Raw genomic sequence first — 24941 nt, forward strand, 5'->3', positions numbered from 1 at the left:
CGTCCTGCGCACCCGCCGCGACCGGCGACGATAGCAAATAATTAACCGTGCTTCACGAAGCTCATTCCATGACCGGAGCACAAATTCAGATGGACACGGGCGCGCTTGACGGCGCGATCCGGCAAACGCGCGGTATCGACATCGAGCGGGCCGCTAAGGCCATCATGAATTGGTCCATCACCATCAATGTGGTGGCATCGATGGGGACCTTCAACACTGCCCTGTTGGCGGTGGAACAGACTTTCCTGCAGCAGTTCGCTGCGTTGTCGATGTGGATTGTGCTGATTTATGCAAGCGCGTTTGTGCGCCCCAACCTGCGGCTGGGGTTCAATCTCGACCTGATCGCGATCGTTTCGTTCTACGTCCTTGCCGCCGTTTCCGTGCTTTGGACAAATCTGGGCCTTGCGGCCATCATGAAAAGCGCGGCTCTTGTCATAACAACCTTCGGCGCATTCTGCCTTATCACGCGACTTGACATCGACGATATCGTCAAATCGATCACTCGGGGCCTCTTTGTACTGGTTGCGGCATCCGCTTTTTTCGCGATGTTCGTGCCGGATATCGGAATTGACCGCAGTTGGATGCACAACGGTCAATGGCAAGGTGTTTACGAATCAAAGCAGACGCTCGGCTTTGTGGGCGCCTATCTCATGTTCTTTGCCTATTATCGAAAGATAACAGGGCAGAGATGGCTACCCTTCCTTGTTACATTCCTGCTCGCTTCAACGTGCGTCCTGGCTTCGGGCTCGCGAGGCGCCGGTGCTGTGGCGTTGGCGGCCTGCGGTTTGCTTTTCACCTCCCTGCGGTCGGTGAAATGCATGAAAGTCTATACGGTGTTGCCCTTTGTCATGTGCATCATGGCGGGCTTCCTGATCCTGTATTTTTACCTGACTGGATATGACGCCATCCATCTCTTTGATTTGAGCATCGACTTCACGGAGAGAACCTTCATTTGGCAGTATGCGATAAGCCACTTCGACGATGCGCCATTGCTCGGTTTTGGGATAAACGGATTTTGGACGACCCAATCGATCTACGATTACTTCGAGCAGAACCACGGTTGGGTGCTCGACAACTACCACAGCGGCTACATCACCATTCTCATGGAAACGGGACTTTTGGGTTACCTGCTTTTTGCGGCAAGCGTCTTCCTGTTTTCGAACAAGGTGCTCCATCTGATTTCATCCCGATCGATCGATCGGTTCCATTGTGCCCTGATCATAGGGTTCTCCGTCCTCAGTTTTCAGACCAATTTTACGGAGACGATATTTCTTCGTTCCACGATGTTTACATCCGTGCTGTTGCTGGTGTTCTTCCTCGCAACTGTCGGCCGGTACTGCCGGAAGATCACAGCTATCGTGAGTTGGCGCAGGAATGATTGCTATACTTGCCGGTTGGCCAAAAGCGCTCAAGCTTCTCCCGCTGGCCTTCGTCTTTGCGGCGTGGATGCCACGGGCCTACAGATCTGAGCAGATCGCATTCCGCGAGGTCGCGGGCTTGGGACGTGGCATCAATATTCTGGGGTATGATGGCATCTGGGAAGGGGCCGAGAATGCGCCATTCCGTTTAGAGAACCTGACTGCAATTCAAAGGGCTGGTTTCTCGCATGTCAGAATCAATTTCTTCGGCTTCAAGCATATGGATTCGAATAACATCCTTGATGAAGCCGTCTTGAAGCGCCTCGATAGAGTTATCGAAGAGGTTTTTGCAAGGAAGCTCATTCCCATTCTGGATGAGCACGACACCGATTTTTGCCAGCGTTATATCTCGGGATGTGCCGAGAAGCTCAAATCGTTCTGGAAGCAGATCGCGTCGCGTTATGCAGGGAAGTATCCTGCGCTTTTATTCGAAATTCTGAACGAGCCCGGGGGACATATGACCTCGGCTGAATGGAACTCACTGCTCAATGAATGTCTTGGCATCATCAGGGTCACGAACCCTGAGCGAACTGTAATTGTCGCTGTTCTCAACACCGACGATGCGCCTATTGACGAATTGGTTCTTCCGGCCGGCGACAGAAAACTGATCGTGACTTTTCACTATTACGCGCCCATCAGGTTTACGCATCAAGGCGCGCCATGGTCCCGAGCATTTTCGACGATTCGGCCCCTGGATTGGGGTGCCCGCGAGGACGAAGCGAGAGTTGTCGCTGATTTCACCAGAATCAATCTCTGGTCACAGCGAGAAAAACGTCCCATCTATCTTGGCGAGTTTGGGGTTTATGAACGCGCGCCATCTGAAAGCCGCCAGAGATACCTGTCGTTCGTGGCGCGAAACGCCGACCGATTTGGCTGGGCATGGGCCTACTGGCAGTTCGACCACGATTTCGCTGCGTTCGACAGCGTTCGTCAAACCTGGAATTGGGACGTTTTGCACGCTCTCATGCCGTCTGCGCAGTGAAGCTGTCGGCGGCCCTGTCTCCCGGCGCGAGAACGATCTTGCCGATAACTTCACGCCGCTCGACCCGTCGGAGGGCGTCTGCGAATTGCGGCAGCGGAAGCGTCTGATCGACTGGCGCGCGAAGCTTGCCTGCTTCGTGAAGTGCGAACAGTTCCTCGAACAGGTTTTTCACCCTTGCACGCAAGACGGCGTCCGCCTTGGACTTGCCCCACGCCATGTAGAACCCCCAATAGAGCCCGATCACGGTCAGGTTCTTCACCAGGATGATGTTTGCAGGGATTTGGGGAATGCGGCCGGATGCGAAGCCGATCGGCAGAAGGCGGCCGAGCGGAGCGATGCAGCGCAAGGAATTGTCGAAGACGTCGCCGCCGACCGGATCGAATACGACATCGGCGCCGCGGCCTTCCGTGATCTCGAGCACGGAGCTGCGAAAATCGTCGTGCTTGTAATCGATCACGTGATGCGCGCCATATTCTGCGGCAACAGCGGTCTTGCGTTCTCCACCGGCGGTCGCGATCACGCGCGCGCCGAGCGCGCGGCCGATCTCGACGGCGGCTAACCCGCTCGCGCCCGCGGCGCCATGGACCAGAAGGGTTTCTCCGGGCTTGAGGTTTGCCCGCCACGCAAGGCCCGCATAGGCAGTGGCGTAGATCGTCGGGAACAGCGTGGCGCCGGCGAAGCTCAGCGAATCCGGAAGACGTTGGCGGCATCGACGATCGCCTCCTCGGCGAATCCTCCGGACGGCAATCCGGCGCAGACACGATCACCGACCCTTAGCTCGGTCGTTGCATTGGGGGCGATTTCCAAGACGACGCCGGCGACTTCCGTTCCTGGAATAAAGGGTAACGATGGACGGTTTTGGTGCTTGCCCGCAATGAACAACAGATTGGCGAAACTTACTCCGGCGGCGTGCACCGAGATCCGAACTGCTCCGGCTTCGAGAGACGGGTTCGGGACCTCTTCGAAGGATAAATCGTCTATGCCGCCGAATTGCCGGCCGATCACCGCCCGCATGCGCTAGTCCTTCTCGATCGAGCCATGACGTCCCGCGCCGGACGCAAAGCGGGTGGCGCCACCGCGTGCTTCCTTCTGACGAGCCTCCAGCGACAGGCTCGTTTCAAGTGCGAGAGCTTCCTTTTCGGACAGATTCCACTGGCGAATGGCCGACATCCTGTCGGAGCGCATCGCGATTTGCGGAAAGGCCGCGATCTCGTGCGCCAGCGCGACGGCAGCGGAGAGGGCTTCCCCGGTGGGCACCAGCCGGTCGGCAAGTCCGATCGCGACTGCTTCCGCGCCCGATACTTTCCTCGCCGTCAGCAACATATCGAGGGCGCGCCCGGCGCCGACGAGGCGAGGCAGCCTCACCGTCGTGCCGTCACTCATGGGAACGCCCCATCGCCGCGAGAGCACGGCGAAGGTCGCGCTCTCCTCGGTGACGCGCAGGTCGCATCGCAAGGCGATGCCGAGCCCCCCGGCACACGCGTAGCCCGCCACGGCGGCGATGACCGGCTTCGCGAGCAAGTCGTGGCACGGACCGTCCGGATCGCCGCCCCAAGGCTTGTACTCGCGGCCGGCAGCGAGCTCCTTCAAGTCGGCGCCGGCGCAGAAGTTTCCTCCCGCGCCTGTCAGCACTGCGACCGCCTGATCGGGCGCACTGTCGAACGCCCGCAGCGCCTTGGTCAGTTCGGCCGCGGTCTCATTGTCGAGAGCATTGCGGACTTCCGGACGGTTGATGGTGATGATCGTCACCGGGCCGTCGTTCTCGACCAGCAGCTTGCGGTTCTCGGCCATGCCCGACGCGCTCCTCGGCTCAGTGGGTTTTCAGGAGTGGACACTCGCTTTCGTCGGCCGGACGCCAGGCTTTGTCGCCCGGAATCGTCGCGACGATCTTCCAGTAGTCCCAGGGTCCCTTCGACTCCTCGGGCTTCTTGACTTCGGTCACGTAGAGATCGCGCAGCAAACGGCCATCCGCGCGGATCTTCGCGCCGTGGGTGAAGGCGTCCTCGACGGGCATCTCGCGCATCTTGGCGGCCACCTTGGTCCCATCGTCCGTTCCGGTCGCAGCGACCGCTTTCAGATAATGGACCACGGAGCTGTAGACGCCGGCCTGCACGATCGATGGCGGCCGGCCCATCTTGTCCCAGAAGCGCTTGGCGAAGGCGCGGCTGCCGTCGTCGAGGTCGTGATAATAGGTCGTCGAGGAGACCAGACCCTGTCCGTTCTTCAGGCCCATGGCGTCGACGTCGTTGATGAACATCAGGAAGGTCACGACCTGTGTATTGGAGCCGATCACATTGTATTCCTGCGCCTGCTTGATCGCGTTGCTGGTGTCGCTGCCGGCGGTGGCGAGCGCAAGCACCTTGGCTCCGGAGCCCTGCGCCTGAAGCAGGAACGAGGAGAAGTCGGGAGTGTCGAGCGGTGCACGCACGCCGCCGATGACCTTGCCTCCGCTGGCCACGATGCGCTTGGTCGCCTCGCTTTCCATCGACTTGCCGAACGCATAGTCCGCGGTGATGAAGAACCAGGTGTCGCCACCGCGCTTCAGGACCCCTTCCGGTGGAGCGGCGGCGAGCGCATAGGTGTCGTACATCCAGTGAAAGCTGTAAGGTGAGCAGGCCTTTCCGGTGATCTCGGCGGTCGCGGGTCCGGACAGCAGGATGACCTTCTTGCGCTCGCGCGAGACGTTCTGCATCGCGAGCGCCGCCGCCGACGATCCGCCATCGGCGATGACGTCGACACCCTGCGCGTCGTATTCCTGGCGCGCGAGATTGGCGGCGATATCGGGCTTGTTGGCATGGTCGGCCGAGACGATCTCGATCGGGGCGCCGGCGACCTTGCCACCGAAATCCTCCGCTGCGAGTTGCGCCGCGAGGATCGAGCCCTTTCCGCCGGCGTCGGCATAGATCCCGGTCATGTCGTTGAGGATGCCGATGCGTACGACGTTGTCGGACACTTGCGCGACCGCGGAGGATGCCATCGGACTGGCGAGAAGGCCGGCCGCGATGGCACTCGTTGTTGCTCTTGCTTTCATTTTCTTACCTCCCTTTGGTCTGCCTCGATGACCGTGCCGTCTTCGACGAGCCGGTCGACCGCAGTTTGCGAATAGCCGTGTTCGATGAGGATCTCGCGCGTATGCTCCCCGAGCCTGGGCGGCGCGGGCGCGTGTGCATTGGGCGCCGCGGTGCCGGGAAGCAGGGTGAGCGGAAGGCCTTCGAAGGCGCCGCCCTGAAGCGTCGCAGCCAGCCCCAGGCCCTGCACGTGAGGATCTGCAAGGAACGCCCGGTAGTCCTGAACGGGACCGCACAGCACGTCCTGCTCCTCAAAGGCGCGAACCCAACGTGCACTCGGCCGGGTGCGAAGGATGTCGACGACTTCGCCGGTTATTTCGCCAGCCTGCGCCAGGCGGCCGGCTTCGGTCGCAAAACGAGGGTCCTCGATCCAGTCGGATTTGCCCAGCGCACGGCAGATGCCCCGGAACATGGCGTTCGACACGCATGAGAGATTGATGTGGCCGTCCAAGGTGGCGAAGGTTCCGATCGGCACGCTCAAAGGCGGGCTCGGACGGTCACGATGCATGGCATCGTCGATGATCGGCATCGCCTGAAACGCCGCCGCGACCTCGACGAGCGAGATCCTGATGTGACGTCCGCCCCGTCCGGAGAGGCGCCGGTAGAGCGCGGTACCGACCTGCTGGGCCGCGTAGATACCGGCGGCGGTGTCGACCGCCAGCATTCCAACCCGTCGCGGCGTGCCCTGGCTATCGCGATTCATCACCATCATGCCGGTGAAGCCCTGGATGATGGTGTCGGTGGCGGGACGATTTTCGTAGGGGCCGGGGCCGAAGCCGAGGATCGAAACGTAGATCAGATCGGGATTGGCCGGCCGCAACTGCGCATCGGCGATCTGCAGCCGCTCCACAACACCGGGACGGAAGTTTTGGATCACGATATCGGCTGAGGCCGCGAGGCCGGCGAGAACTTTGCGGCCGTCCGGCCTGGTTCCGTCGATGCAGATCGCGCGCTTGCCGATGTTGGGAACGAGGCTGAAGGCTGTGTGCCCATCGACCGATCCGCCGATCGTGCGGGCCCAGTCGCCGCTCGGCGGCTCGACCTTGACGACGGACGCGCCGCCGCGGGCGAGGATAGCTCCGCAGTAGGGACCCGCAAATCCCTGGCTTACGTCGAGGACACGCAGCCCCGCGTAATCGTCCGTCATCCACCCTGCCTTTTCTTAGATACTGCGTAGTATGTTGCAGCCTACCGAGTAGTATGTTTGGATGTCAATTGCGCGCAGCGCAGGAGGGGTATCTTGAGCAAGCTTGGCAAAATCGAAACCGGCGAGCCGTTGGCGGATCGGAGGATCGACATTCTCGACGCTGCCGCGCGCGCTTTCATGCGCCAGGGCTTCGCCGCCACGTCGCTCGATCGGGTGAGCGACGAGATCGGTTCGACCAAAGGCGCGATCTATTATTATTACCGAAGCAAGTCCGAGCTCTTCTTCGCCGTGCACCGCCGTGGCATGGAACTGACACAGGCGGCGATCCGGCCATCTTTCGAGACCCCGGCTTCCGCGCGCGACCGCCTGCACGGCATGGCGGTCGCCCATACCATCCTGGTCATCGATCACCTGCCTTATCTGCGCGTGATCGCGCAGGGACTGGAAATGCATCTTCTGGAACGCACGAACGAGAGCGAGAGGGCGGAGCTTGCCGATGTCGCCGCGCTGCGCGAGGCCAACGAGAACCTCTATATCCGGGTGATCAAGGATGGGGTCGCTTCCGGCGAATTCAGGTCCGTCGATGCCAAGCTCGCCGCGAAGCCATTGCTTGGCGCCTTGAACTGGACCTCGCGCTGGTACCAACCGCGTCCCGGAGAGACGCAAGCGGCCAAGAAACGCGTGGCGGAGTCGATCGCGGATTTCGTGGTCGCCGGTTTGGAGAAGAAAAATTGAGCGGAAGTGCGGAGAGCCGAGCCAAGGATGACGTCGCCGCCTATCGGGCCGTCGAACTGATCTACCATTCCTATCTCACCGGCCTCATCCTGATGCTATCTTCCCGCGCCGGCGCGGCGCGCGCGGCCGAGGTGGTGTTTCGGACCTTCCGACGCCAGCAATTGGCGCGCTTTGTTCCGGGGTTGAAAAAGCTGGGGCTCGACAAGCTCCCGCACGCAGTGGCCTGCGCGCAATACCATTATCTCTCGAACCAGGTCGGCGGCGTTAAGGTCGAGTATGTCTACGAGAGCGATCAAAAGGCCTGGGTACGATATCCGCCGCCGCGATGGATCTGGTCGGGCACCGCGATCTGCGGCATTCCATCGGAGGTGTCGCGCGCGATGCTGCGAGGATGGCACGCCAATAACGGCGTCGTCCTCGGTAATCCACGGCTGGGCTTCGTCTGTACCGGCCAGACGGTCGACGGACAGCCCGGCCTGGAGGGCTACTACAAGGAGTGGGATCACGACCTCACGCCCGATGAACGGCTGCAGTTCTCGCCCGGCGAGCAATGTCCCCCGTTTCGAGCTGATCTTGCGCCACGGCTTCCGGAAAACACCTGGCCCGAAGAGCGCCTTCAGAAAGTCCTGCGCAACTATGCGATGGAATACATCACGTCGATCGTGCCGGAAACCATCGCCGTGCTCGGCCCCGACGAGGGCGGCCACCTTGCCGGCGCAGCAGCGCGGCTGGTGGGGATGCACACCCTTGATGACGTCGCTTCGCTGCTCGGCGGTGTCGGTCCCGGCGCTGAGGGCTTCGCCAGTGCTTTTGCTCGCATTGCCCGCGGGCAGGGCGACGACGCCGAGTTGCGCGTGCAGGGCGCGACCACGACGGTACGGCAGACCTCATGGCACCTGATGGCAGAACGCGGCCCGCTGTCTCCGGCGGTGTTCGACGCCTGGAATGAACTGTGGGTCGGCGCCGCGCTCGCGCATGATCGTTTCATGCGCGTCGACATAACGGAGCGCCGTGATCGCGGCGATCCGTCCTGGTGCTGGCAATTCCGGTGAGGAGCCAGCGGGCGCAGCCTGACGATCGGCCGCCTAACTTCGTTGTCTTGATACTTTCTCGAACGCGAGGCTGGTTGCGATGCCCAGCAGGCTCCAGAACAAAAGTCCGGTGAGTACGACGGTCACCACGAACTGGTGAGAAAGGGAGGCCGGCACTTCGACATGAGACTCGGGCGCAACAGGCGCGCCGACGAGATGCGGTATGATAATGAGTATGAGCCCGAGGACCGCAGCCCACGGTTCAGAGCGCAGGACCAGGAGGTAGAGCGCTGATGCTGTCAGAACGGCGGTAGCGACCCACCAGATTTGCCGCGCGGTGAGATCGGCGACCGGCAAACCCGGCAGCTCCGGAGGGAGGCCGAGACCGGGCGCCGCGACAAAAACGACGAAGCCGCCAAGGCCCCAAAACAGACCCTCGCGCCAATGGACCGGTCGTTGCCGAAGCGCATAGATGCTGGTGAGCATGAGGCCGAAGCCAATCGCGGTAAGGATGTTGGCGGCGACGGTCAGGGCGTTGCGCTGCAAGCCCTCTTCGGGTTCCCATTCCGCATCGTGATGATGATCCGCTTCACCACCACTGGAATGGGCGGCCTTTTGCTGCGCATCGGCCGCGGCTTTCTCGTAGATTTCGCTCTTCTGGATCAGCGGCACGGTTCCGAAGAACTGCACGACCGATATCAGCGCGCCGACGATCAACCCGGCAAGCGACGCCGCAAACACGATCGATCTGAAGACGTGCATCTGTCGTCAGTGACAGGGGAAGGCGTTCGCGTGGCGCACGTCGTGGGCGGCGTTATGGACGGCACTGATGTGCGAAAAGCCGACCATGCCAACGACGAACAGACCGAGAGCCATCGCCAGAACGGCCTGAACGATGACATTCGTGCCGGTTGCAACGGCTGTAAAATCGGCTGACTGCGTCTGCTGCATGGTGATCCTCATTCCGCGAGTCATTCTAGCCCACGGCATCGCCCGATGCGACCGAATTTTTTATCCGGCGACGGATGTCGCGGCTCGTGAGATGAAAGTTCTCCGTTTCTCGGATGCTTCTGGCGATCAGCTTGGCGTGGGCCGCCGCTTCGAACGAATCGCGGTGTATCAGGTAGAAGTCGATGCACTGCCGTGGCGAAGGCGTGTAACCCAGCAGCGTCCGGAATGCGCGCCGGTGCATGACGCATATACCCATGTGTCCGGTGGGACGGAATGCCGATGAATCGATGTCGCTTCGCCAGATCGGTTCGCTCTTGTCAGACACCGATGACTCACTCGAACATGGGCGCAGATCACATGGCCGACCGGATGACGGCGGCAACGCCGAGCAGAAAGCCGACCTCGAACACCTGCTCGATGGCCCCGAGCACGTCGCCGGTATAGCCGCCGATCAGCCGTCGCGACCACAGCGTGACCGCAACTGCCAGTGCGATACCGTAAGCGATGCCGACAATAAGCGCGGTTGGGGCATGCGTACCGGAGGCCGCAGCAAGTGGCGTCAGTGCGAGCAGCGCCACAATCGTTGCGAAGCCGATTTCGCCTGCCCGGAGCGGAGAGGGCGTATAGGCCACCTTCATCGCGGACGTGTTGCCTGCATATTTCATCCAGCCAACGATCGGCAGCACCACGGCGCGGCCGGCGGCTCCGCTCGCAATCAGCGCCGCCGCGCCAATCCAGGCCGGCATCTCGGCGAGCGCCGCGACGCGCAATGCAATTGCGAAAATCAGCGCAAGCGTGCCATAGGTTCCAATCCGGCTGTCCTTCATGATGGTGAGACGCTGTTCGACCGTCCAGCCGCCGCCAAAGCTGTCTGCGGTATCGGCCAGGCCATCCTCGTGCAATCCGCAGGTGAGAAGGACACTTGCCAACACCGCCAGGAGCGCCGCGATGACTGGCCCCAACACGAGGGCTGTGAGCACAAGGGTCGCCGCCGAAACGAGACCCACGATCGCACCAACCAGCGGGAAGAATTGCGACGAGCGGACCAGCCACTCGGAATCAGGCGCATCGTTCGAAGCGCCGACAGGGATGATCGTAAGGAATCGGACCGCGTCGCGAAAACGATCCAGGCGCATCTAGATCCTTCCCTCCAGCACGTCGCTGAGGTCGGCGACATCGGTCAGCAGGCGGGACGCGGCCCGTACCAGCGGGACGGCCAGCAACGCGCCGGTACCCTCGCCAAGTCTCATGTCGAGAGCGAGTAGCGGCCGTGCCTGAAGCGCCGCGAGCACGATGTCGTGACCCTTTTCGGCCGACCGATGCGCGAACACGCAATAGTCGCGCGTCGCCGGCGCCAGCCTGACGGCAACAAGGGCGGCAGCGGACGAAATGAAGCCGTCGATGACGACAGGACGACGATGCGCCGCTGCGCCAAGCGCTGCGCCCGCCATCATGGCGATCTCGAGGCCGCCGAATTCCCTGAGCACCTCGAACGGCGCCGTGGCATCGCTACGATTGGCCGCCTTGTGGATGGCAGCGCGCTTGCGCGCCATGCCCGGCTCGTCCTGGCCGGCGCCGACGCCGATGCAGTCATCCAGCGGAGCGGGCGCCAGCCGATGCACCAGAAGCGCCGAAGACGCCGTGTTACCTATTCCCATCTCGCCGAGCGCGATGATGTCGGCGCCATCATCGATTTCACCGAAAGCTATGGCAAAGCCGGCCGCGAGCGCCTTGCGCGCTTCCTGGGCCGACATCGCCGCCTCGCGCGCAGAATTCGCGGTGCCGGCCCGAATCTTGATGGCGAGGAGGTCGCGATGGGAAGGCAGTTCGCTGGCGACGCCGGCGTCCACGACGCGGATCCTGACATCCGAGGCGGCCGCAAAGGCGTTGGCGCTGGCGCGACCTGCGAGATAGGTCCTTACCATCGCGGCCGTCACGGCGGACGGATATTGCGAAACGCCTTCTTCCGTCAGCCCGTGATCACCAGCGAACACGAGCAGGACGGCGTTCTGCAGCGCTGCGGCCGACGGATGGGTGATCGTGCCGAGCTGCACAGCCAAATCTTCGATTCGTCCGAGCGATCCCGGCGGCTTGGCTTTGCCGTCGATTCGCGCGCGCATCGTTGCGGCAAGCGTCTGATCGATTGGAGCGATCGCGGGGATTTGCCAGTCAGATGGGATTTGGAAGGTCATGGGCTCCTCGTGCGCGCGCCTTAAGTGGCCGAAGGAAACGGGCAGGTCAACTGCGGTTGACCGCCGTCGCGGGGACAGCTAGCGTGGCGGCGATGGTCCTTCCTTCGGGAAGGTGAAAAAGGGAAGCCGGTGCAATGCCGACGCTGCCCCCGCAACTGTAAGCGGCGAGCCAAAGCCGAAGCCACTGGGATGACCGGGAAGGCGGCGAGAGGCGACGACCCGCGAGCCAGGAGACCTGCCATCGCGTATTGTGCTTTGGAGGTTCGTCGGGCGGGGTGCACCGGACGGAATGAGTTCGATGGTCGTTCCACCGTCGAACGCGATCCAACAAAGCTCGCGGCCGTCATGGCCCTGACTTGAGCATTGTGATGGATCGCAACGACGTCGATCAGCAAGACGCTGATACTCGCCCGGACGAAGCTTTGCCTGCGACCGCGCCTGGCGGTTCTGTCATCGTGAGCGTATGCGTCACCTGCAAGACGTCAGAGGGCGTCCTGGCTGGCCCTGCCATGTTCGACGCGATCCGGATCGCTACAAGCGAACGTGATGCTGCCGTTCAAGTCCGGCGCGTGCAGTGCTTGAGCGTGTGCAAGCGGCCGACCACGGTCGCGGTTTCGAGCTCGGATGGTTACACGTTCCTGTTCGGCGACCTCCAGCCCGAGGGTGCTAGTGCCGTCGTGTCTTTCGTCGATTCCTATCGCAAGTCGACCTACGGCCTGGTGCCGTGGCGCGAGCGCGCCGAAATCCTGCGCAAGGGAATGGTGGCGCGGCTGCCGCCCGCCCGCTGGTCGCCCGAGGATGGCAGCGCTCCGAAATGACTGATCTCTCGACCACGCTGGTGCTGGGGGGCGCACGTTCGGGCAAATCGGCTTTTGCCGAGCGGATGATTGCCGAAAGCGGCCTTGCACGCGTGTATCTGGCAACGGCGACCGCAGGCGACGGAGAGATGCAGGACAGGATCGCGCATCATCGCGGCCGGCGTGGGTCGGATTGGACAACCGTGGAGGAGCCGCTGGCGCTCATTGATGCCTTGACACAGGTATCGCGGCCCGGCTGCGCGGTGTTGGTCGATTGCCTGACACTCTGGCTCTCCAACCTGATGCTCGCAGGGCGTGACCCCGATGTCGAGACGAAAGGGCTCGCGCGGTTTCTTAGCGTAGCAGCAAACCCTGTTGTCCTGGTGTCGAACGAGGTCGGTCTCGGCATCGTGCCTGAAACCAGGCTCGGCCGCGAATTCCGCGATGCGCAGGGCCGTCTCAATCAAGTAATCGCCTCGGTCGTTCCCAACGTCGTGTTCGTCGCGGCCGGCCTTCCGCTGTGGCTCAAACGTTCCTCTTAAGGAGTCCTGAAATATGTCTCGTGTTCCAGTTACCGTGCTTACTGGCTTCCTCGGGGCCGGAAAGACGACGCTGTTGCGCTCGCTTCTAACGCAAGCCGACGGTCGCCGCATCGCCGTCATCGTCAACGAGTTTGGAGATGCGGGTTTCGACGGCGGTCTTGTCGAGGAATGCGCGGCCAAGGCCTGTGCGCCCGGCGATATCGTCGAGCTGACCAACGGCTGCATCTGCTGCACCGTCGCCGACGATTTCATTCCGACGATGGACACGCTCCTGACACGCGACGAACCGCTGGATGCGATCGTGATCGAGACCTCCGGACTCGCGCTGCCGCAGCCACTACTGAAAGCGTTCGCATGGCCTGCGGTCCGCACGCGCGCGACCGTCGACGGCGTCGTGACGGTCGTCGATGCGCTGGCGCTGTCCGGGGGGCGCGTCGTGCTCGACGAACAGGCCGTCGGGGCTCAGCGTGCCGCGGACGAAGAGATTGATCACGACGACCCGATCGAAGAAGTGTTCGAGGATCAACTCGCCTGTGCCGACCTCGTGGTCCTTTCCAAGAGCGATCTGGTGTCGCAGGAGGTGCTTGGTGGCATCGAACAGCGGCTCATCGCACAATTGAGGCAAGGTGTTCGCGTCGTCCGCTCCCATGGTGCGCTTGCTCCCGATGTCCTGATCGGAATGAAAGCCGATGCCGAGAATGACCTCGCCGCGCGGGCGGGTCACCACGGCGAAGAAGAAGAGCACGATCACGACGATTTCGACAGCATCGTCGTGACGCCTGCGGCGGCCGAGAGCGTCGAGGCGATGCGCGCGCGGGTCAGCGACGTCCTCGGTCTCTCGGGGGTGCTGCGCGTCAAGGGCCATGCACGGATCTCCCAGAAGCCTGCGCCGATCGTGGTGCAGGCGGTCGGCAGCCGTGTCGAGCTGGCGTTCGCGCGGCCTGACGCCAAGCAGGCCGAGCATCTGGTCGTGATCGGCCTGAAGGGCTTCGACGCCGATGCGGCGCGCCGCGCGCTTGCGGGATAGCCTTTCGAAAGGCGATCAATGCATCTGAAACTCGACAGCGGCGGCAGCATCGACGACGGCGATGTCGCTCGCGACCTCGGGCAGGAAACCGCCGAGATCGTCATCCTGTCTGCGGCCGACAGTGATCTGGCGGCCTTCGGTGCTGCGCATGCTGCGTTGCCTGCGGACTTCCCAAGTGTCCGCCTGACCAATCTGCTGGCTCTTGGTCATCCCGCCTCGGTCGATCTCTATGTCGAACGCACGCTGAGCGAAGCGAAGATCGTCGTACTCAGGATGCTCGGCGGCGAAAGTTATTGGCCGCACGGTGTCGAAAGTCTTCGGCGCGACGCGATTCAGCGCGGAGCGTTGTTCGCCTGCATTCCCGGCGAAACCGACTGGAACGCCGCATTAGCCGCGCGCGGCACGCTCGGCGCCGACGAGACCTACGAACTGTGGCGCTATTGTACTGAAGGCGGCATCGACAACGCGCAGTTGGCGCTTCGCTTCGCCGCGCATCTGATCGGCCACGGCAACAGGCCGCCGTCGGCGCGGCCAATGCCGGCCGCCGGCTTCTGGAACGGCGAACCTGCCACCGACGAACGCCCCAACGCTGTCGTGATCTTCTACCGCGCCCTCGTCGCAGGCGGCGATACCGCCGCGGTCGATGCGCTGTGCTCCGCGCTCAGGGCGCGTGGGCTCAATGTAGTCGGGCTCTATGTCACAAGCCTCAAGGACGAGCGCTCGATCGCATTTCTCCGCACGGCGCTCGCCGCGCATCCGCCGGATATCATCGTCAACGCGACGGCCTTTGCGACGGCGACCGCGCGCGAAAACGCCGGGATATTGTCGGAGACCGACTGCCCCGTGCTGCAGGTCGCCCAGGCCGGCATTTCCCGCAAGAGTTGGGAAAGCTCGACCCGCGGCCTCAATCCGCGCGACCTTGCCATGCATGTGGTCCTGCCGGAGGTCGACGGGCGCATCTTCGCCAATGCTATTGCGTTCAAGGAAGCTGGACAGAGTCTTGGCTCGTTCACGCCGACAGCTTTCCGGCCGGTCGAGGATCGCGTTAAGGCTACAGCCGATCTCGCCGCGGCGTGGGTGCGGCTGCGCCGTACGCCTGCGAGCCAGCGACGGGTGGCCATCGTCCTCGCCAACTATCCCAATCGCGACGGCCGTCTTGCCAACGGCGTCGGCTTGGATACGCCGCAAAGCCTGATCGGAATTCTCACTGCTATGGGGAACGAGGGTTACGCTATTTCGGGCGCACCTGACGATGTGGCCGGCATGATGCGGCTCTTGCAGCAGGGACCGACCAATGCGCTCGCCGACCGCGCCTTGCGACGTGGCGGCGCCTCATGGCCGCTTGCGGAATACGAAGCGGCATTTAGTGCGCTCCCTCCCAATGTTCAGCGTGCGGTCACGGAGCGTTGGAGTGATCCCGTCCATGATCCGCACGTCACCAATGGCGTGTTTCGTCTCGGCCTGCATCGGTTCGGCAACGTCGTTGTCGGCGTGCAGCCGGCGCGGGGCTACAACATCGATCCCAAGAGCACCTATCACGATCCGGACCTCGTTCCTCCCCATCACTATCTGGCGTTCTATCTTTGGCTGCGCCGCGTCTTCGACGCCCACGCGATCGTTCATCTCGGCAAGCATGGCAATCTGGAATGGCTGCCCGGCAAGAGCACCGGGCTTTCCGCCGATTGCCTGCCGGATGCGGTGCTCGGCCCGTTGCCGCATCTCTATCCATTCATCGTGAACGATCCCGGCGAAGGCATCCAGGCCAAGCGCCGCACCTCCGCGGTCATCGTCGATCATCTGACGCCGCCGATGACCCGTGCCGGATTGCACGACGATCTGGCGCGGCTGGAATCGATGGTGGATGAATATTCGGTTGCAACCGACCTCGATCCGAAGCGCGCGGCTGTTATCGCCGAGGACATCCTTTCGATGGCGCGGGCGCAGTGGCTCGATGCCGATGTCAACCTGACGCGGGACGTGCCGGTCGGCGAGGCGCTGCGCGCGCTGGACGCGCATCTTTGCGACATCAAGGAAATGCAGATCCGGGACGGTCTCCACGTGTTCGGGCGCGCTCCGGATGCGGGGCAGTGCGCCGATCTCCTCGTTTCGATTGCGCGTGTGCCGCGGTCGGACCGCAAGCCGGAAGACGCCTCGCTGCAGCGGTCACTGGTGCTTGACCTTGGTCTTGCCGATTTCGACCCGCTGACCCGCGATCTCGCTGGCACATTCACTGGGCCACGGCCGGCGATTCTGGTCGAACTCTGCTCACGCTTGTGGCGGACGACGGGAGACGCGGTCGAGCGGATCGAAGAATTGGCGTTGCGGCTGGTGTCGGGTGAGATGAAGCCGGATCCGTCATGGGTGCGCACCGCGGCTGTTCTGGAATGGATCGAGACGAGATTGCGGCCGGCCATTGACGCGAGCCCGCCGCAGGAGATGGCGGCATTGCTGCGCGGTCTTGATGGCCGCTTCGTGCCTCCCGGTCCGTCGGGGGCGCCGACGCGTGGCAGGCCCGACGTGCTGCCGACTGGTCGCAACTTCTTCGCTGTCGATGTGCGCGCGGTGCCGACTCCCTCGGCATGGCGGATCGGGCAATTGGCGGCCGAACGGCTCGTCGAATCCTTCTGGCAGGAAACCGGCGAATGGCCGCGCACGATCGCCTTGTCGGCCTGGGGGACCGCCAACATGCGCACCGGCGGCGATGACGTTGCGCAGGCGCTCGCCTTGATCGGTGTCCGGCCGACCTGGGAGGAGACCTCTGGACGGGTGACCGGCTTTGCGATCACGCCCCTGTCTGAACTGAGACGTCCGCGCATCGATGTCACGTTCCGTGTCTCGGGCCTGTTTCGGGATGCGTTTCCGACCCAGATGGACATCATCGCGAGCGCGGTGGCGGCTGTCGCGGCGCTCGACGAACCTGATGACGCCAATCCGATCGCCGCGAATGTCCGCCGCCGGCGGCAGACGCTGGAAGCAAGCGGCATCAGCCGCGAGCTCGCCGAGCGCCGCGCTGCTCATCGGGTGTTTGGCTCAAAGCCCGGCGCCTACGGCGCGGGGCTGCAAGCCTTGATCGACGAGGGCGGCTGGGACGATCGCGCTGATCTGGCCGACGTCTATCTGGATTGGGGCGGTTATTCCTATGGCGCCGGGGCGGAGGGCAGCGCTGCCCGCGACGATCTTGTCGAGCGGCTGGCCGACGTCGACCTGATCGCACAGGCCCAGGACAACCGCGAACACGATATCCTGGACTCCGACGACTACTATCAGTTCATGGGCGGATTGGCAGCCGCCGCGTCGACATTGCGCGGGCAGGCGCCGCGCATTGCGCATATCGATACGTCGCGGCCCGAGATGCCGGCGGTGCGATCGCTGGCGCACGAGATATCCCGCGTGGTGCGGGGCCGCGCCGCCAACCCGAAATGGATCGCCGGCGTGATGCGGCACGGCTACAAGGGCGCATTCGAGATGGCTGCGACCGTCGACTATCTGTTCGGTTTCGCGGCCTCGACCGATGCGGTCTCGAATCATCATTTCGATCAGTTGTTCGCGGCCTATCTCGAAGACGACCGGGTGCGAGATTTCATCGAGCAGTCCAACCCGGCGGCGCTCCGCGAGATGGCTGCCCGGTTCGCGGAAGCAATCAGGCGCGGATTATGGACACCACGCTCCAATCGCGCCGCGGATGTGATCGCCGAAAGTCTGCACGAAGCAAAGAGAGAAATCGCATGATGAACCCATCTCACGAAGCCGATGACGAGAATGCCCGCCATCGCGAGAAGGCCCGGAAGCACAAGGCCGCGCGCGACAAGATCATGGCGACCAAGACAGGCGAAAAAGGACTCTTGATCGTCCATACCGGCACCGGCAAGGGCAAGACATCAGCCGCGCTTGGTATGGTGTTTCGGCATATCGGTCACGGTTATCCCGTCGCCGTCGTTCAATTCACGAAATCTCCGAAGTGGGACACGGGAGAAGCACGGCTGCTGGCCAAATTTCCAGAGCTCGTGACCTTGCATGTGATGGGGGAGGGCTTCACCTGGGAAACGCAGGATCGTGAGCGCGACATTGCAGCCGCGCGGAAGGGCTGGGAACGCGCCAAGGAGCTGATCCGCGACGATCGCCATCGCATGGTCCTGCTGGATGAGCTCAACATTGTCCTCCGTTACGACTACCTTCCGATCGACGAAGTGCTTGCCTTTCTCCGTGACGAGAAGCCGGCCGACAAGCACGTCGTCATCACCGGCCGCAACGCGCATGCGTCGCTGATCGAGATGGCCGATCTGGTCACCGAGATGACGCTGGTCAAGCATCCGTTCCGCGCCGGCGTGAAGGGTCAGAAGGGGATAGAATTCTGATGGCAAGGCCGACGCCGGCGCTGATGATCCAGGCCACTGGCTCCAACGCCGGGAAGTCGACTGTTGTCGCGGGCCTGGCGCGCGCGCTAGTGAGGCGCGGCCTCAAAGTCGCGCCGTTCAAGCCGCAGAACATGTCGAACAATGCGGCGGTGGCAGTCGATGGCGGCGAGATCGGCCGCGCGCAAGCAGTGCAAGCGCGCGCCGCGCGGATGCCGCCCAGCGTCCATATGAACCCCGTGCTGCTGAAGCCCGAGACCGACACCGGTGCGCAGGTGATCGTGCAGGGCCAGCGGCGTAGCACGCTTCGCGCGGCCGATTATCTCGGAAAGAAGGCGGCGCTGCTGCCCGCGGTGCTCGACAGTTTCGCGCGTCTCGCGCAAGTGGCGGATATCGTTCTGGTCGAAGGTGCGGGCAGTCCGGCCGAGATCAATCTGCGCGCCGGCGATATTGCCAATATGGGCTTCGCCACGGCAGCCGATGTACCTGTCGTGTTGCTCGGCGATATCGATCGCGGCGGTGTCATCGCCAGCCTTGTAGGGACGCATCTCGTGCTGGAGGCCGAGGAGCGCGCGCGCATTCGCGGCTTCCTGATCAACAAGTTCCGCGGCGATCCCAGGCTGTTCGACCAGGGACTTGAAGCGGTCACGCGTCTAACCAGTTGGCCGTCGCTCGGCGTGGTGCCGTGGCTACCTCAGGCAGCCTGGCTACCTGCCGAGGACGCCGTTGATCTCGATCGCGTGCAGACGTCTTTCGCGCGGAAGGTCATCGCCGTTCCTGTGCTTGCGCGTATCGCCAATTTCGACGATCTGGATCCGCTGGGCATGGAGCCCGGCGTGAGGCTGGTGTTCGTGAGGCCGGGCGAACCGATCCCGGTCGACGCCGATGTCGTCATCCTGCCCGGTAGCAAATCGACGATCGGGGATCTCACCTTCCTGCGTGCGCAGGGCTGGGATATCGATATCAAGGCGCATGCGAGGCGCGGCGGCCAGGTGCTCGGATTGTGCGGCGGCTACCAGATGCTCGGCCGGACGATCGCTGATCCCGATGGCATTGATGGTCCGGCCGGCACGGTCGAGGGGCTGGGGCTGCTCGATATCGCCACGACGATGGATGCCGAAAAATCGACGACGCTCGTGCGGGGTATTCATTGCGCCACAGGCAGCCCGATCGAGGGCTATGAGATTCATCTCGGCCGCACCAGCGGTGAGGATTGCGTGCGCCCGGTGGTCACGATCGACGGTCGCTCCGACGGCGCCAGCTCGGCCGATGGTCGTGTGCAGGGGACGTATCTGCACGGGCTGTTTGTCAATGACAGCTTCCGAAAGGCGTGGCTGGCCAATCTCGGCGTCGCTTCGTCTGTCGCTTATGAGCCGCGGATCGAGTCGGCACTCGATGCGCTCGCCGACCATCTGGAAGCGCATCTCGACATCGATCGCATGCTCGAGATCGCACGGAGCCGTCAGACCACGAACGCCAGTGCCGCATAGATCGCTGCCTCCAGCGAGCACGCTGCAATCAGCAGGTTGAGTGCGCGACGGATGTCGGCAGAATCGGCATCCATCCGGGCACCGGCATTGAGGAAGGGGTCATCGACGAGGCGGTCGCCATAACGGCGTGGCCCGGCCAGCGCGAGACTGAGCGCACCTGCCATGGCGCTTTCCGGCCAGCCCGCATTCGGCGACCTGTGCTTTGAAGCGTCGCGCCACACGATCTTGAAGGCCTGCGCCGTGGAGCCGCCTGCGATCGGCGCGACGAGCGCGATCAGGATGGCGGCCAGCCTTGCAGGAGCGAGGTTGAGCAGATCGTCAAGCCGCGCCGCTGCCCAGCCGAAGGATTCGTAGCGGGGACTGCGATGGCCGATCATTGAATCGGCAGTGTTGACGACCTTGTAGACGAACAATCCCGGCAGCCCGAGCAGCGCCAGCCAGAACACCGGCGCGACCACGCCGTCGGAAAAATTCTCCGCGCAGGATTCGATCGCCGCGCGCGAGACGCCGCTGGTGTCGAGCTGTTCCGGATCGCGGCCGACGATCATGGATACCGCGCGCCTTGCCCCGGCAAGTCCACCGTCGGTGAAGGCGGAGACGACCCGGCTGACGTGCTGATAGAGGCTGCGCTGCGCGATCAGGATGGAGGCCACAAGCCCCTGGGCTGCTTGCCCGAGCAGTGTCGATCCCAGCGCGGCTTCCAGCAGCAGGCCTAGGCCTGCGCAGATCGCGACCAGCACGCCGGTGGTTAGGCATCCCGCGGCCTTGCGCTGTGCGGCCGACCATTGCTCGCGGTTTAGCGCGCGATCGAGCATGTTGATGGCCGAGCCCATCAGCGCCACCGGATGCGGAAAGCGGCGCCACAGCAAATCCGGATCGCCGATGAGCCCATCGAATGCGATCGCCAGCACCACGATCAAGATCGTCTCGCTTCCCGCCAGCATATCATCGCGCCACGCGGCTTAGTTCGGAGACGAGGCGTTCCAGCGCCTCCGAAAGCATCGGCCCACCGCAGACCGTCAGTTTCTCGGGGATGACCAGGCGTTTCGACGGCGGATAGAAACGTTCAAGCGCCGGATGCAACAGGAAGGCTTCACCTTCGTCCTCCGCGAAGTCGCCGCTGTCAGATACAAGGAGCAAATCGGGTCTCAGTTTAACGATCGCCTCCAGCGACGCAAAACCTCCAAGCTTGTAGCCGAAATCGCTTGCCGCGTTCTTGAGGCCGATCGTGGCCAGCATGGAACTGATCAAGCTGCCACCACCCGAAACCCAGCCGCGCCGCGACAAGGCCAGCACGCGATAGGGGCGCTGCGATACCGCCTCCTTAGCGTGCTGGATTGCCGTGTCGAGCCGCTGTATTTCCGATGCGGCGCGATCCGGCTGGTGGACGAGTTCACCCATTTGCCGAATCTGGCTCTTCACGTCCTGCAGCGAACGCGCCGCGTCGAATTCGACCACGCGCACGCCCTTGTCCTTCAGCAATTCCCGTGTTGCACGCTTGGTGAACTTGCCGGCAACCACCGCGTCCGGTCGCAATATCAGGACATCTTCGGCTTCGCCTGATAGTCGAGGGTAGGCTGCGGCCTTTTCCGCGTTCCAGGAGCGGGCGCGGTCGCGTGAATAGGGACTGAGGCCGAGAATCTGGCTTGGATCGGCCAGCGCCAGAAGCAGTTGGTCCGTGCAGACATTGATGGAAGCGACGCGTGGTAGATCGGCTGCATGAGCGGCATGTCCTCCGAGCAATGCTGCCAGCAACGCGAACGTTGCGCCGATCGCCGGCCGCAGTAGGCCAACAAGGGTCTCGCGCAGGAGCGCGATTGATGGCATGAAGCGATCATGAAGCACGGCGGTGATCTGACGGAAGCCATTGCGCGCCATGGCGGCGAGCCTGCGGACTGGCTCGACCTGTCGACCGGGATCAATCCCTGGCCGTGGATGATTCCGCATCCCATTCCAGGCAGTGCATGGACGCGCTTGCCATCGCGGGCCGACGAGCAGGACCTCCTCGCCGCGGCGCGCCAAGCTTACGGCGTACCCGACGATGCGGATATCGCGGCCGCCACCGGCACCCAGACGCTCATTCAATGGATCCCGTATCTCGCAGGTCCCGGAGCGGTTGCGATCGTCAGTCCGACCTATGGCGAGCATTCGGCGGCGTGGAGCAGCGGAGGCAGGGAGATTCTCGCAGTGAATGATCTCTCCGCGCTGCCTGAACGCGCCATTCACGCGGTCGTCGTCAACCCCAACAATCCGGATGGACGTATCGCCGATGGCGGGGCGTTTCGGCACGTTGCCGAGCGGCTCGACCGCCGCGGAGGCTGGCTGGTTATCGACGAGGCCTTTGCCGATGTCGATCCCGCCATCAGTGCGGCCAGAATGAGCGCCGACCTTCCCATCCTCGTGCTGCGTTCCTTCGGCAAGTTCTATGGGCTCGCGGGGCTTCGCCTTGGCTTCGTGATCGGCCGACGCGACATCGTTGAACGTATCTCGGCGGCGCTGGGTCCATGGCCAGTCTCCGGCCCGGCGCTCCACCTGGGCACGGCCGCCTTGCGGGATCGATCCTGGGCCGACGAGACGCGCGTGAAGCTCGCTCGCCAGTCGAGCAAGCTGGATCATGTCCTTACAGAGGCCGGCCTTCAGCTTGTCGGAGGGACCACGCTCTTTCGCCTTGCCTCCCATCCCGATGCCCCGAACTTGCACACCGAACTGGCACGATGCCACATCTGGTGCCGCAGCTTCGACTGTGCACGCGAATGGCTGCGATTTGGCCTTGCGTCGGACGATGGTCTCGATCGCCTGGCTAGCGCGTTTCGCTCGATCGGATAGCGCATCCCGCGCGCTCATCATCACATCCGTTTCACCAGTGGGCACTGAACCCGGCGTAAGCCGCAGGCCCGGTCGTGCCGTAGTTGTACACTTCCTGATAGTGCTCGTTGAAAATGTTCTCGCCGCGCAAGTACACCTTCCAGGTCTCATCGATCTTGTATTCGGTATAGAGGTCGACGCGGACGTAAGGGTCCAGTGGCTGCGTCTCGTTTGAACCGCTGTAGCGTTTCGACACCGCGAGCACGCGCGGCTCGATCAGCCAATCCTTGATCGGTGTGATGGGGAACGAGAATCTCGCCAGGTTTTCCGGCCGGCGCGCCAGCGTCAGGCCGGTCGAAAGATCCTTGGCCTGCAGGTAGGTATAGGCGGCGTTGAATTTCAGGTAGCCCGGCAGGATATCGACGTTGACCCCGAGCTCCAGTCCGTCGGTTTCGGCGCGCGAGACGTTGACGTAGTGCCCGAGCGGATGCGCCGCATCGGTCACAAAGTCGATCAGGTTGCTGAACCGGTTGCCGAAGCCGGTCAGCGAAACCACGACGCGGCCTCCGAACAGGCTTTGGTCGATGCCGGCGTCGTAGCCGAAGCTTTCCTCGGGGCTGAGCGCGGAATTGCCGTAAGTCGGCGCATACAGTTGATAGAGCGTTGGCGCCTTGGCGCCTGTCCCGGCGCTCGCATGCAGCTTGGTGCCGGTCTTCGCGATCGTGTACGCCGCGGTGGTTCGCCATGTCTCGAACCGTGCGACGTCAACGACGTCGTCAACCCGGCCGCCCATCGTGATGTTGAGCCGCTCGCCGATCGGCAGTTGCCACAGTGCGAAGACTGAATTCGTGTCCTGTGTCCCGGCGAGCTGTGGCGTCGGCGCGCCGGCAATCGGCAGCAGGTTGGTGGTGGAGGTGCTCGCCGTTTCATGCTGGACGCGCGATCCGATGATGAGCGATCCGAGCGGGCCGACCTTCAGGTTGCCCTGATATTCCAGGCCTGTGCTGTCGCCGACGAAATTGGAGAGGATGGAGGTCGTGTTCTGCGGCAGCTTGTTGGTCTTGTAGGTGACGTCGTCGAACGAGCGATCGATGTGCGTTTCAAACGCGCTCACGCTATGGGTGAGGATGCCACCGAACGTGTCGAATGAGGCGCGTCCTCAGACCTGCTCGAGAAGGCGCGTCGCGCTCGACGGCGTGTCCGGGAACGTTCCGCTGGCCTGGTCGTAGGCGGACCGCGTGAACGAGGCCAGCATGCCCGTCTCCAGGCGCACGCCTTCGCCGGCGTCGTAGCCGACGCGTGCTGAGCCGCCGACGCGGTCGAAGCCGTCGCGCTCGAGGGGACCATACTTGGCTTCGAGCGCGGGGATGCGATAGCCGTAGCGTGAAAAGCCGTTGCTATGCTGCCCGTTTCCCGTGAATGCGTAGGACCACGGCCCCGAGGTTCCGGTCAGCGATGCGCTGCTGCTCGCCGTGCCGTAGCTTCCTCCCTCGGTGCTCACGTCGAGCTGTGCTGGACCGGCGCCCTTCTTGGTGATGATGTTGACTACGCCACCCATCGCGTCCGATCCGTAGAGTGCGCTCTGCGGGCCTTTCAGCACCTCGATCCGCTCGATCGCGCTCGGGGCGAACATCGCGAAATCGAAATCGCCACTGGCGGCGGTCGGATCGTTGACCCTGATGCCATCGATCATGACCAGCGTCTGACCGGTATTCGCGCCGCGCAAGCGCACATTGGTCGTTGCGCCTGGCCCGCCGCTTTCGGTGATATCGAGCCCGGGCACCGTCCGCAGCGCGTCGACGAGCGAGGTCGGATTGCTGGTCGCGAGCACTTCGTGCGTGACCACGCTAACCGAGCTTCCGGTACGGCTCGCCGGCTCCAGCGTACGGTCGGGGGTGACAACGACTTCGGGAGTTGCAGGAGCGGCTTCGGTACTGGGCGCTGGGCGCGCAGGACCAGTCGTTGAAGACCTTTCCCTGTTCCTCGTGGGAGGTTTGGACCGGACCTCCGGATTGATGACAACAGCAGGAAGCTGTTCGGGACCCGATTGGGCCATCGCGCCAGTGTGACTGCATGCGACAACGGCCGCACACCCGGCAAGAAAACGCCGCAAGCTCATAAATGCCCTTCCGCCGACCCACCGTCGAACGAGTTGATACTCGTCAACGGCCGGTCTCCTGGCTCGCGGTCGTTTCCCGATCCGCCTTCCCAAACCTGCTTGGCAGGTCCAGTGGCATTCGGATCGCAAATATCCGCTTACAGTTGCGGGGGCAGCCGCGGCGTTGGGAAGATTCCCGCACCGCGTTCCCGTTTCACCCTACAAGGGCACCGATGACGCGCGCAAAGAAGCACAAGGCGGAGCAAAACTCAAATCGATAACGATCAGAACCCAACAGCATTTTTC

General features: G+C 63.1%; 25 protein-coding genes and 2 riboswitches. Of the genes, 11 read left to right on the forward strand and 14 right to left on the reverse strand.

From position 1 onward, the window contains the following. The first annotated feature begins 68 nt into the window (after positions 1-68). Together AAFX91_RS00585 and AAFX91_RS00590 are read left to right on the forward strand one after the other, a co-directional pair. The gene (locus AAFX91_RS00585) at positions 69-1469 is read left to right on the forward strand and encodes an O-antigen ligase family protein (RefSeq protein ID WP_394565233.1); all 1401 of its coding nucleotides are present in this window, start codon (positions 69-71) and stop codon (positions 1467-1469) included. After that, positions 1375-2400, forward strand: coding sequence for a glycoside hydrolase family 5 protein (locus tag AAFX91_RS00590; protein ID WP_394565234.1), 1026 nt, complete (start codon positions 1375-1377; stop codon positions 2398-2400). Before AAFX91_RS00585 ends, AAFX91_RS00590 begins: the two co-directional genes overlap by 95 nt. Here AAFX91_RS00590 and AAFX91_RS00595 read toward each other — a convergent pair. The 5 genes from AAFX91_RS00595 to AAFX91_RS00615 all read right to left on the reverse strand — a co-directional run bounded on the left by AAFX91_RS00595 (position 2381) and on the right by AAFX91_RS00615 (position 6615). Continuing rightward, complete coding sequence (locus tag AAFX91_RS00595) at positions 2381-2920, reverse strand: zinc-binding dehydrogenase (protein ID WP_394565235.1); 540 nt, start codon at positions 2918-2920, stop codon at positions 2381-2383. The two genes, AAFX91_RS00590 and AAFX91_RS00595, sit on opposite strands and share 20 nt — an antisense overlap. A gap of 161 nt (positions 2921-3081) precedes the next feature. Further along, positions 3082-3414 (reverse strand): alcohol dehydrogenase catalytic domain-containing protein, encoded by a 333-nt coding sequence (locus tag AAFX91_RS00600; protein WP_394565236.1) that lies wholly within the window; start codon positions 3412-3414, stop codon positions 3082-3084. A gap of 3 nt (positions 3415-3417) precedes the next feature. After that, positions 3418-4191, reverse strand: a complete 774-nt coding sequence (locus AAFX91_RS00605; RefSeq protein ID WP_394565237.1) for a crotonase/enoyl-CoA hydratase family protein — start codon at positions 4189-4191, stop codon at positions 3418-3420. Between the two features lie 19 nt (positions 4192-4210). Beyond that, positions 4211-5431, reverse strand: a complete 1221-nt coding sequence (locus tag AAFX91_RS00610) for an ABC transporter substrate-binding protein (protein WP_394565238.1) — start codon at positions 5429-5431, stop codon at positions 4211-4213. Continuing rightward, on the reverse strand, positions 5428-6615 hold the full coding sequence (locus AAFX91_RS00615) for a CaiB/BaiF CoA transferase family protein (protein ID WP_394565239.1): 1188 nt from the start codon (positions 6613-6615) through the stop codon (positions 5428-5430). The genes AAFX91_RS00610 and AAFX91_RS00615 overlap by 4 nt, the downstream gene beginning before the upstream one ends. A 93-nt stretch (positions 6616-6708) precedes the next feature. Here AAFX91_RS00615 and AAFX91_RS00620 point away from each other — a divergent pair, with 93 nt between their 5' ends. Together AAFX91_RS00620 and AAFX91_RS00625 are read left to right on the forward strand one after the other, a co-directional pair. After that, the gene (locus AAFX91_RS00620; protein ID WP_207234444.1) at positions 6709-7350 is read left to right on the forward strand and encodes a TetR/AcrR family transcriptional regulator; all 642 of its coding nucleotides are present in this window, start codon (positions 6709-6711) and stop codon (positions 7348-7350) included. Continuing rightward, entirely contained in the window at positions 7347-8402 is a 1056-nt protein-coding gene (locus AAFX91_RS00625; RefSeq protein WP_394565240.1) for a hypothetical protein, read from the forward strand. The genes AAFX91_RS00620 and AAFX91_RS00625 overlap by 4 nt, the downstream gene beginning before the upstream one ends. Positions 8403-8435: 33 nt before the next feature. On the opposite strand, the gene AAFX91_RS00630 is transcribed toward AAFX91_RS00625, so the two are convergent. Genes AAFX91_RS00630 through cobT form a run of 5 tightly spaced genes read right to left on the reverse strand, consistent with a single transcriptional unit; the run spans position 8436 to position 11524 of the window. Further along, positions 8436-9143 (reverse strand): CbtA family protein, encoded by a 708-nt coding sequence (locus AAFX91_RS00630; RefSeq protein ID WP_394565241.1) that lies wholly within the window; start codon positions 9141-9143, stop codon positions 8436-8438. 6 nt (positions 9144-9149) lie between these two features. Further along, entirely contained in the window at positions 9150-9332 is a 183-nt protein-coding gene (locus AAFX91_RS00635) for a CbtB domain-containing protein (protein ID WP_130578508.1), read from the reverse strand. A gap of 25 nt (positions 9333-9357) precedes the next feature. Then, entirely contained in the window at positions 9358-9657 is a 300-nt protein-coding gene (locus tag AAFX91_RS00640; protein WP_394565242.1) for a hypothetical protein, read from the reverse strand. 28 nt (positions 9658-9685) lie between these two features. Then, complete coding sequence (cobS, locus tag AAFX91_RS00645; RefSeq protein WP_130578510.1) at positions 9686-10468, reverse strand: adenosylcobinamide-GDP ribazoletransferase; 783 nt, start codon at positions 10466-10468, stop codon at positions 9686-9688. Beyond that, positions 10469-11524 carry a nicotinate-nucleotide--dimethylbenzimidazole phosphoribosyltransferase gene (cobT, locus tag AAFX91_RS00650; protein WP_207234445.1) on the reverse strand — a complete coding sequence of 352 codons (1056 nt, stop codon included), beginning with the start codon at positions 11522-11524 and terminating at the stop codon, positions 10469-10471. A gap of 76 nt (positions 11525-11600) precedes the next feature. After that, a riboswitch (cobalamin riboswitch) is annotated at positions 11601-11782 on the forward strand. A 110-nt stretch (positions 11783-11892) separates the two neighbouring features. Between cobT and AAFX91_RS00655 the strand changes: the two genes are divergently transcribed. The 6 genes from AAFX91_RS00655 to AAFX91_RS00680 are packed head-to-tail and all read left to right on the forward strand — an operon-like array spanning position 11893 to position 19732. Then, the gene (locus AAFX91_RS00655; protein WP_394565243.1) at positions 11893-12342 is read left to right on the forward strand and encodes a DUF1636 domain-containing protein; all 450 of its coding nucleotides are present in this window, start codon (positions 11893-11895) and stop codon (positions 12340-12342) included. Continuing rightward, the gene (cobU, locus tag AAFX91_RS00660; RefSeq protein WP_282529367.1) at positions 12339-12863 is read left to right on the forward strand and encodes a bifunctional adenosylcobinamide kinase/adenosylcobinamide-phosphate guanylyltransferase; all 525 of its coding nucleotides are present in this window, start codon (positions 12339-12341) and stop codon (positions 12861-12863) included. The genes AAFX91_RS00655 and cobU overlap by 4 nt, the downstream gene beginning before the upstream one ends. A gap of 13 nt (positions 12864-12876) precedes the next feature. Beyond that, positions 12877-13890 carry a cobalamin biosynthesis protein CobW gene (cobW, locus tag AAFX91_RS00665; protein ID WP_394565244.1) on the forward strand — a complete coding sequence of 338 codons (1014 nt, stop codon included), beginning with the start codon at positions 12877-12879 and terminating at the stop codon, positions 13888-13890. Between the two features lie 18 nt (positions 13891-13908). After that, positions 13909-17619: a cobaltochelatase subunit CobN gene (gene cobN, locus AAFX91_RS00670; protein ID WP_394565245.1), complete on the forward strand. Its 3711-nt coding sequence runs from the start codon at positions 13909-13911 to the stop codon at positions 17617-17619. Then, a complete protein-coding gene (gene cobO, locus AAFX91_RS00675; protein ID WP_165421081.1) occupies positions 17616-18245 on the forward strand; it encodes a cob(I)yrinic acid a,c-diamide adenosyltransferase in 630 nt (209 codons plus the stop codon). The genes cobN and cobO overlap by 4 nt, the downstream gene beginning before the upstream one ends. After that, a complete protein-coding gene (locus AAFX91_RS00680) occupies positions 18245-19732 on the forward strand; it encodes a cobyric acid synthase (protein ID WP_394565246.1) in 1488 nt (495 codons plus the stop codon). Before cobO ends, AAFX91_RS00680 begins: the two co-directional genes overlap by 1 nt. Here the strand turns inward: AAFX91_RS00680 and cbiB are convergent. After that, a complete protein-coding gene (cbiB, locus tag AAFX91_RS00685) occupies positions 19705-20676 on the reverse strand; it encodes an adenosylcobinamide-phosphate synthase CbiB (protein WP_394565247.1) in 972 nt (323 codons plus the stop codon). The two genes, AAFX91_RS00680 and cbiB, sit on opposite strands and share 28 nt — an antisense overlap. 1 nt (position 20677) lies before the next feature. After that, positions 20678-21559, reverse strand: coding sequence for an ABC transporter substrate-binding protein (locus AAFX91_RS00690; RefSeq protein WP_394565248.1), 882 nt, complete (start codon positions 21557-21559; stop codon positions 20678-20680). Between the two features lie 9 nt (positions 21560-21568). On the opposite strand from AAFX91_RS00690, the gene cobD reads away from it, so the two are divergent. Continuing rightward, positions 21569-22558: a threonine-phosphate decarboxylase CobD gene (cobD, locus tag AAFX91_RS00695; RefSeq protein WP_394565249.1), complete on the forward strand. Its 990-nt coding sequence runs from the start codon at positions 21569-21571 to the stop codon at positions 22556-22558. Between the two features lie 31 nt (positions 22559-22589). Here the strand turns inward: cobD and AAFX91_RS00700 are convergent, their stop codons facing one another. After that, entirely contained in the window at positions 22590-23651 is a 1062-nt protein-coding gene (locus AAFX91_RS00700) for a TonB-dependent receptor (RefSeq protein WP_394565250.1), read from the reverse strand. A gap of 45 nt (positions 23652-23696) precedes the next feature. Beyond that, a complete protein-coding gene (locus AAFX91_RS00705; RefSeq protein ID WP_394565251.1) occupies positions 23697-24656 on the reverse strand; it encodes a TonB-dependent receptor in 960 nt (319 codons plus the stop codon). Between the two features lie 30 nt (positions 24657-24686). Continuing rightward, positions 24687-24885: riboswitch (cobalamin riboswitch) on the reverse strand. Positions 24886-24941 lie beyond the last annotated feature (56 nt).

Source organism: Bradyrhizobium sp. 31Argb (assembly GCF_043638955.1).
Classification (GTDB): domain Bacteria; phylum Pseudomonadota; class Alphaproteobacteria; order Rhizobiales; family Xanthobacteraceae; genus Bradyrhizobium.

Coding starts and splice junctions, on each gene's coding strand:
- cbiB (WP_394565247.1), bottom strand. CDS start 20,676: ATGCTGGCGGGAAGCGAGACGATCTTGATCGTGGTGCTGGCGATCGCA.
- cobS (WP_130578510.1), bottom strand. CDS start 10,468: ATGCGCCTGGATCGTTTTCGCGACGCGGTCCGATTCCTTACGATCATC.
- AAFX91_RS00635 (WP_130578508.1), bottom strand. CDS start 9,332: ATGCAGCAGACGCAGTCAGCCGATTTTACAGCCGTTGCAACCGGCACG.
- cobD (WP_394565249.1), top strand. CDS start 21,569: ATGAAGCACGGCGGTGATCTGACGGAAGCCATTGCGCGCCATGGCGGC.
- AAFX91_RS00610 (WP_394565238.1), bottom strand. CDS start 5,431: ATGAAAGCAAGAGCAACAACGAGTGCCATCGCGGCCGGCCTTCTCGCC.
- AAFX91_RS00585 (WP_394565233.1), top strand. CDS start 69: ATGACCGGAGCACAAATTCAGATGGACACGGGCGCGCTTGACGGCGCG.
- AAFX91_RS00590 (WP_394565234.1), top strand. CDS start 1,375: ATGATTGCTATACTTGCCGGTTGGCCAAAAGCGCTCAAGCTTCTCCCG.
- AAFX91_RS00680 (WP_394565246.1), top strand. CDS start 18,245: ATGGCAAGGCCGACGCCGGCGCTGATGATCCAGGCCACTGGCTCCAAC.
- AAFX91_RS00630 (WP_394565241.1), bottom strand. CDS start 9,143: ATGCACGTCTTCAGATCGATCGTGTTTGCGGCGTCGCTTGCCGGGTTG.
- AAFX91_RS00655 (WP_394565243.1), top strand. CDS start 11,893: ATGGATCGCAACGACGTCGATCAGCAAGACGCTGATACTCGCCCGGAC.
- cobW (WP_394565244.1), top strand. CDS start 12,877: ATGTCTCGTGTTCCAGTTACCGTGCTTACTGGCTTCCTCGGGGCCGGA.
- cobN (WP_394565245.1), top strand. CDS start 13,909: ATGCATCTGAAACTCGACAGCGGCGGCAGCATCGACGACGGCGATGTC.
- cobT (WP_207234445.1), bottom strand. CDS start 11,524: ATGACCTTCCAAATCCCATCTGACTGGCAAATCCCCGCGATCGCTCCA.
- AAFX91_RS00615 (WP_394565239.1), bottom strand. CDS start 6,615: ATGACGGACGATTACGCGGGGCTGCGTGTCCTCGACGTAAGCCAGGGA.
- AAFX91_RS00600 (WP_394565236.1), bottom strand. CDS start 3,414: ATGCGGGCGGTGATCGGCCGGCAATTCGGCGGCATAGACGATTTATCC.
- AAFX91_RS00690 (WP_394565248.1), bottom strand. CDS start 21,559: ATGCCATCAATCGCGCTCCTGCGCGAGACCCTTGTTGGCCTACTGCGG.
- cobU (WP_282529367.1), top strand. CDS start 12,339: ATGACTGATCTCTCGACCACGCTGGTGCTGGGGGGCGCACGTTCGGGC.
- AAFX91_RS00605 (WP_394565237.1), bottom strand. CDS start 4,191: ATGGCCGAGAACCGCAAGCTGCTGGTCGAGAACGACGGCCCGGTGACG.
- AAFX91_RS00705 (WP_394565251.1), bottom strand. CDS start 24,656: ATGAGCTTGCGGCGTTTTCTTGCCGGGTGTGCGGCCGTTGTCGCATGC.
- cobO (WP_165421081.1), top strand. CDS start 17,616: ATGATGAACCCATCTCACGAAGCCGATGACGAGAATGCCCGCCATCGC.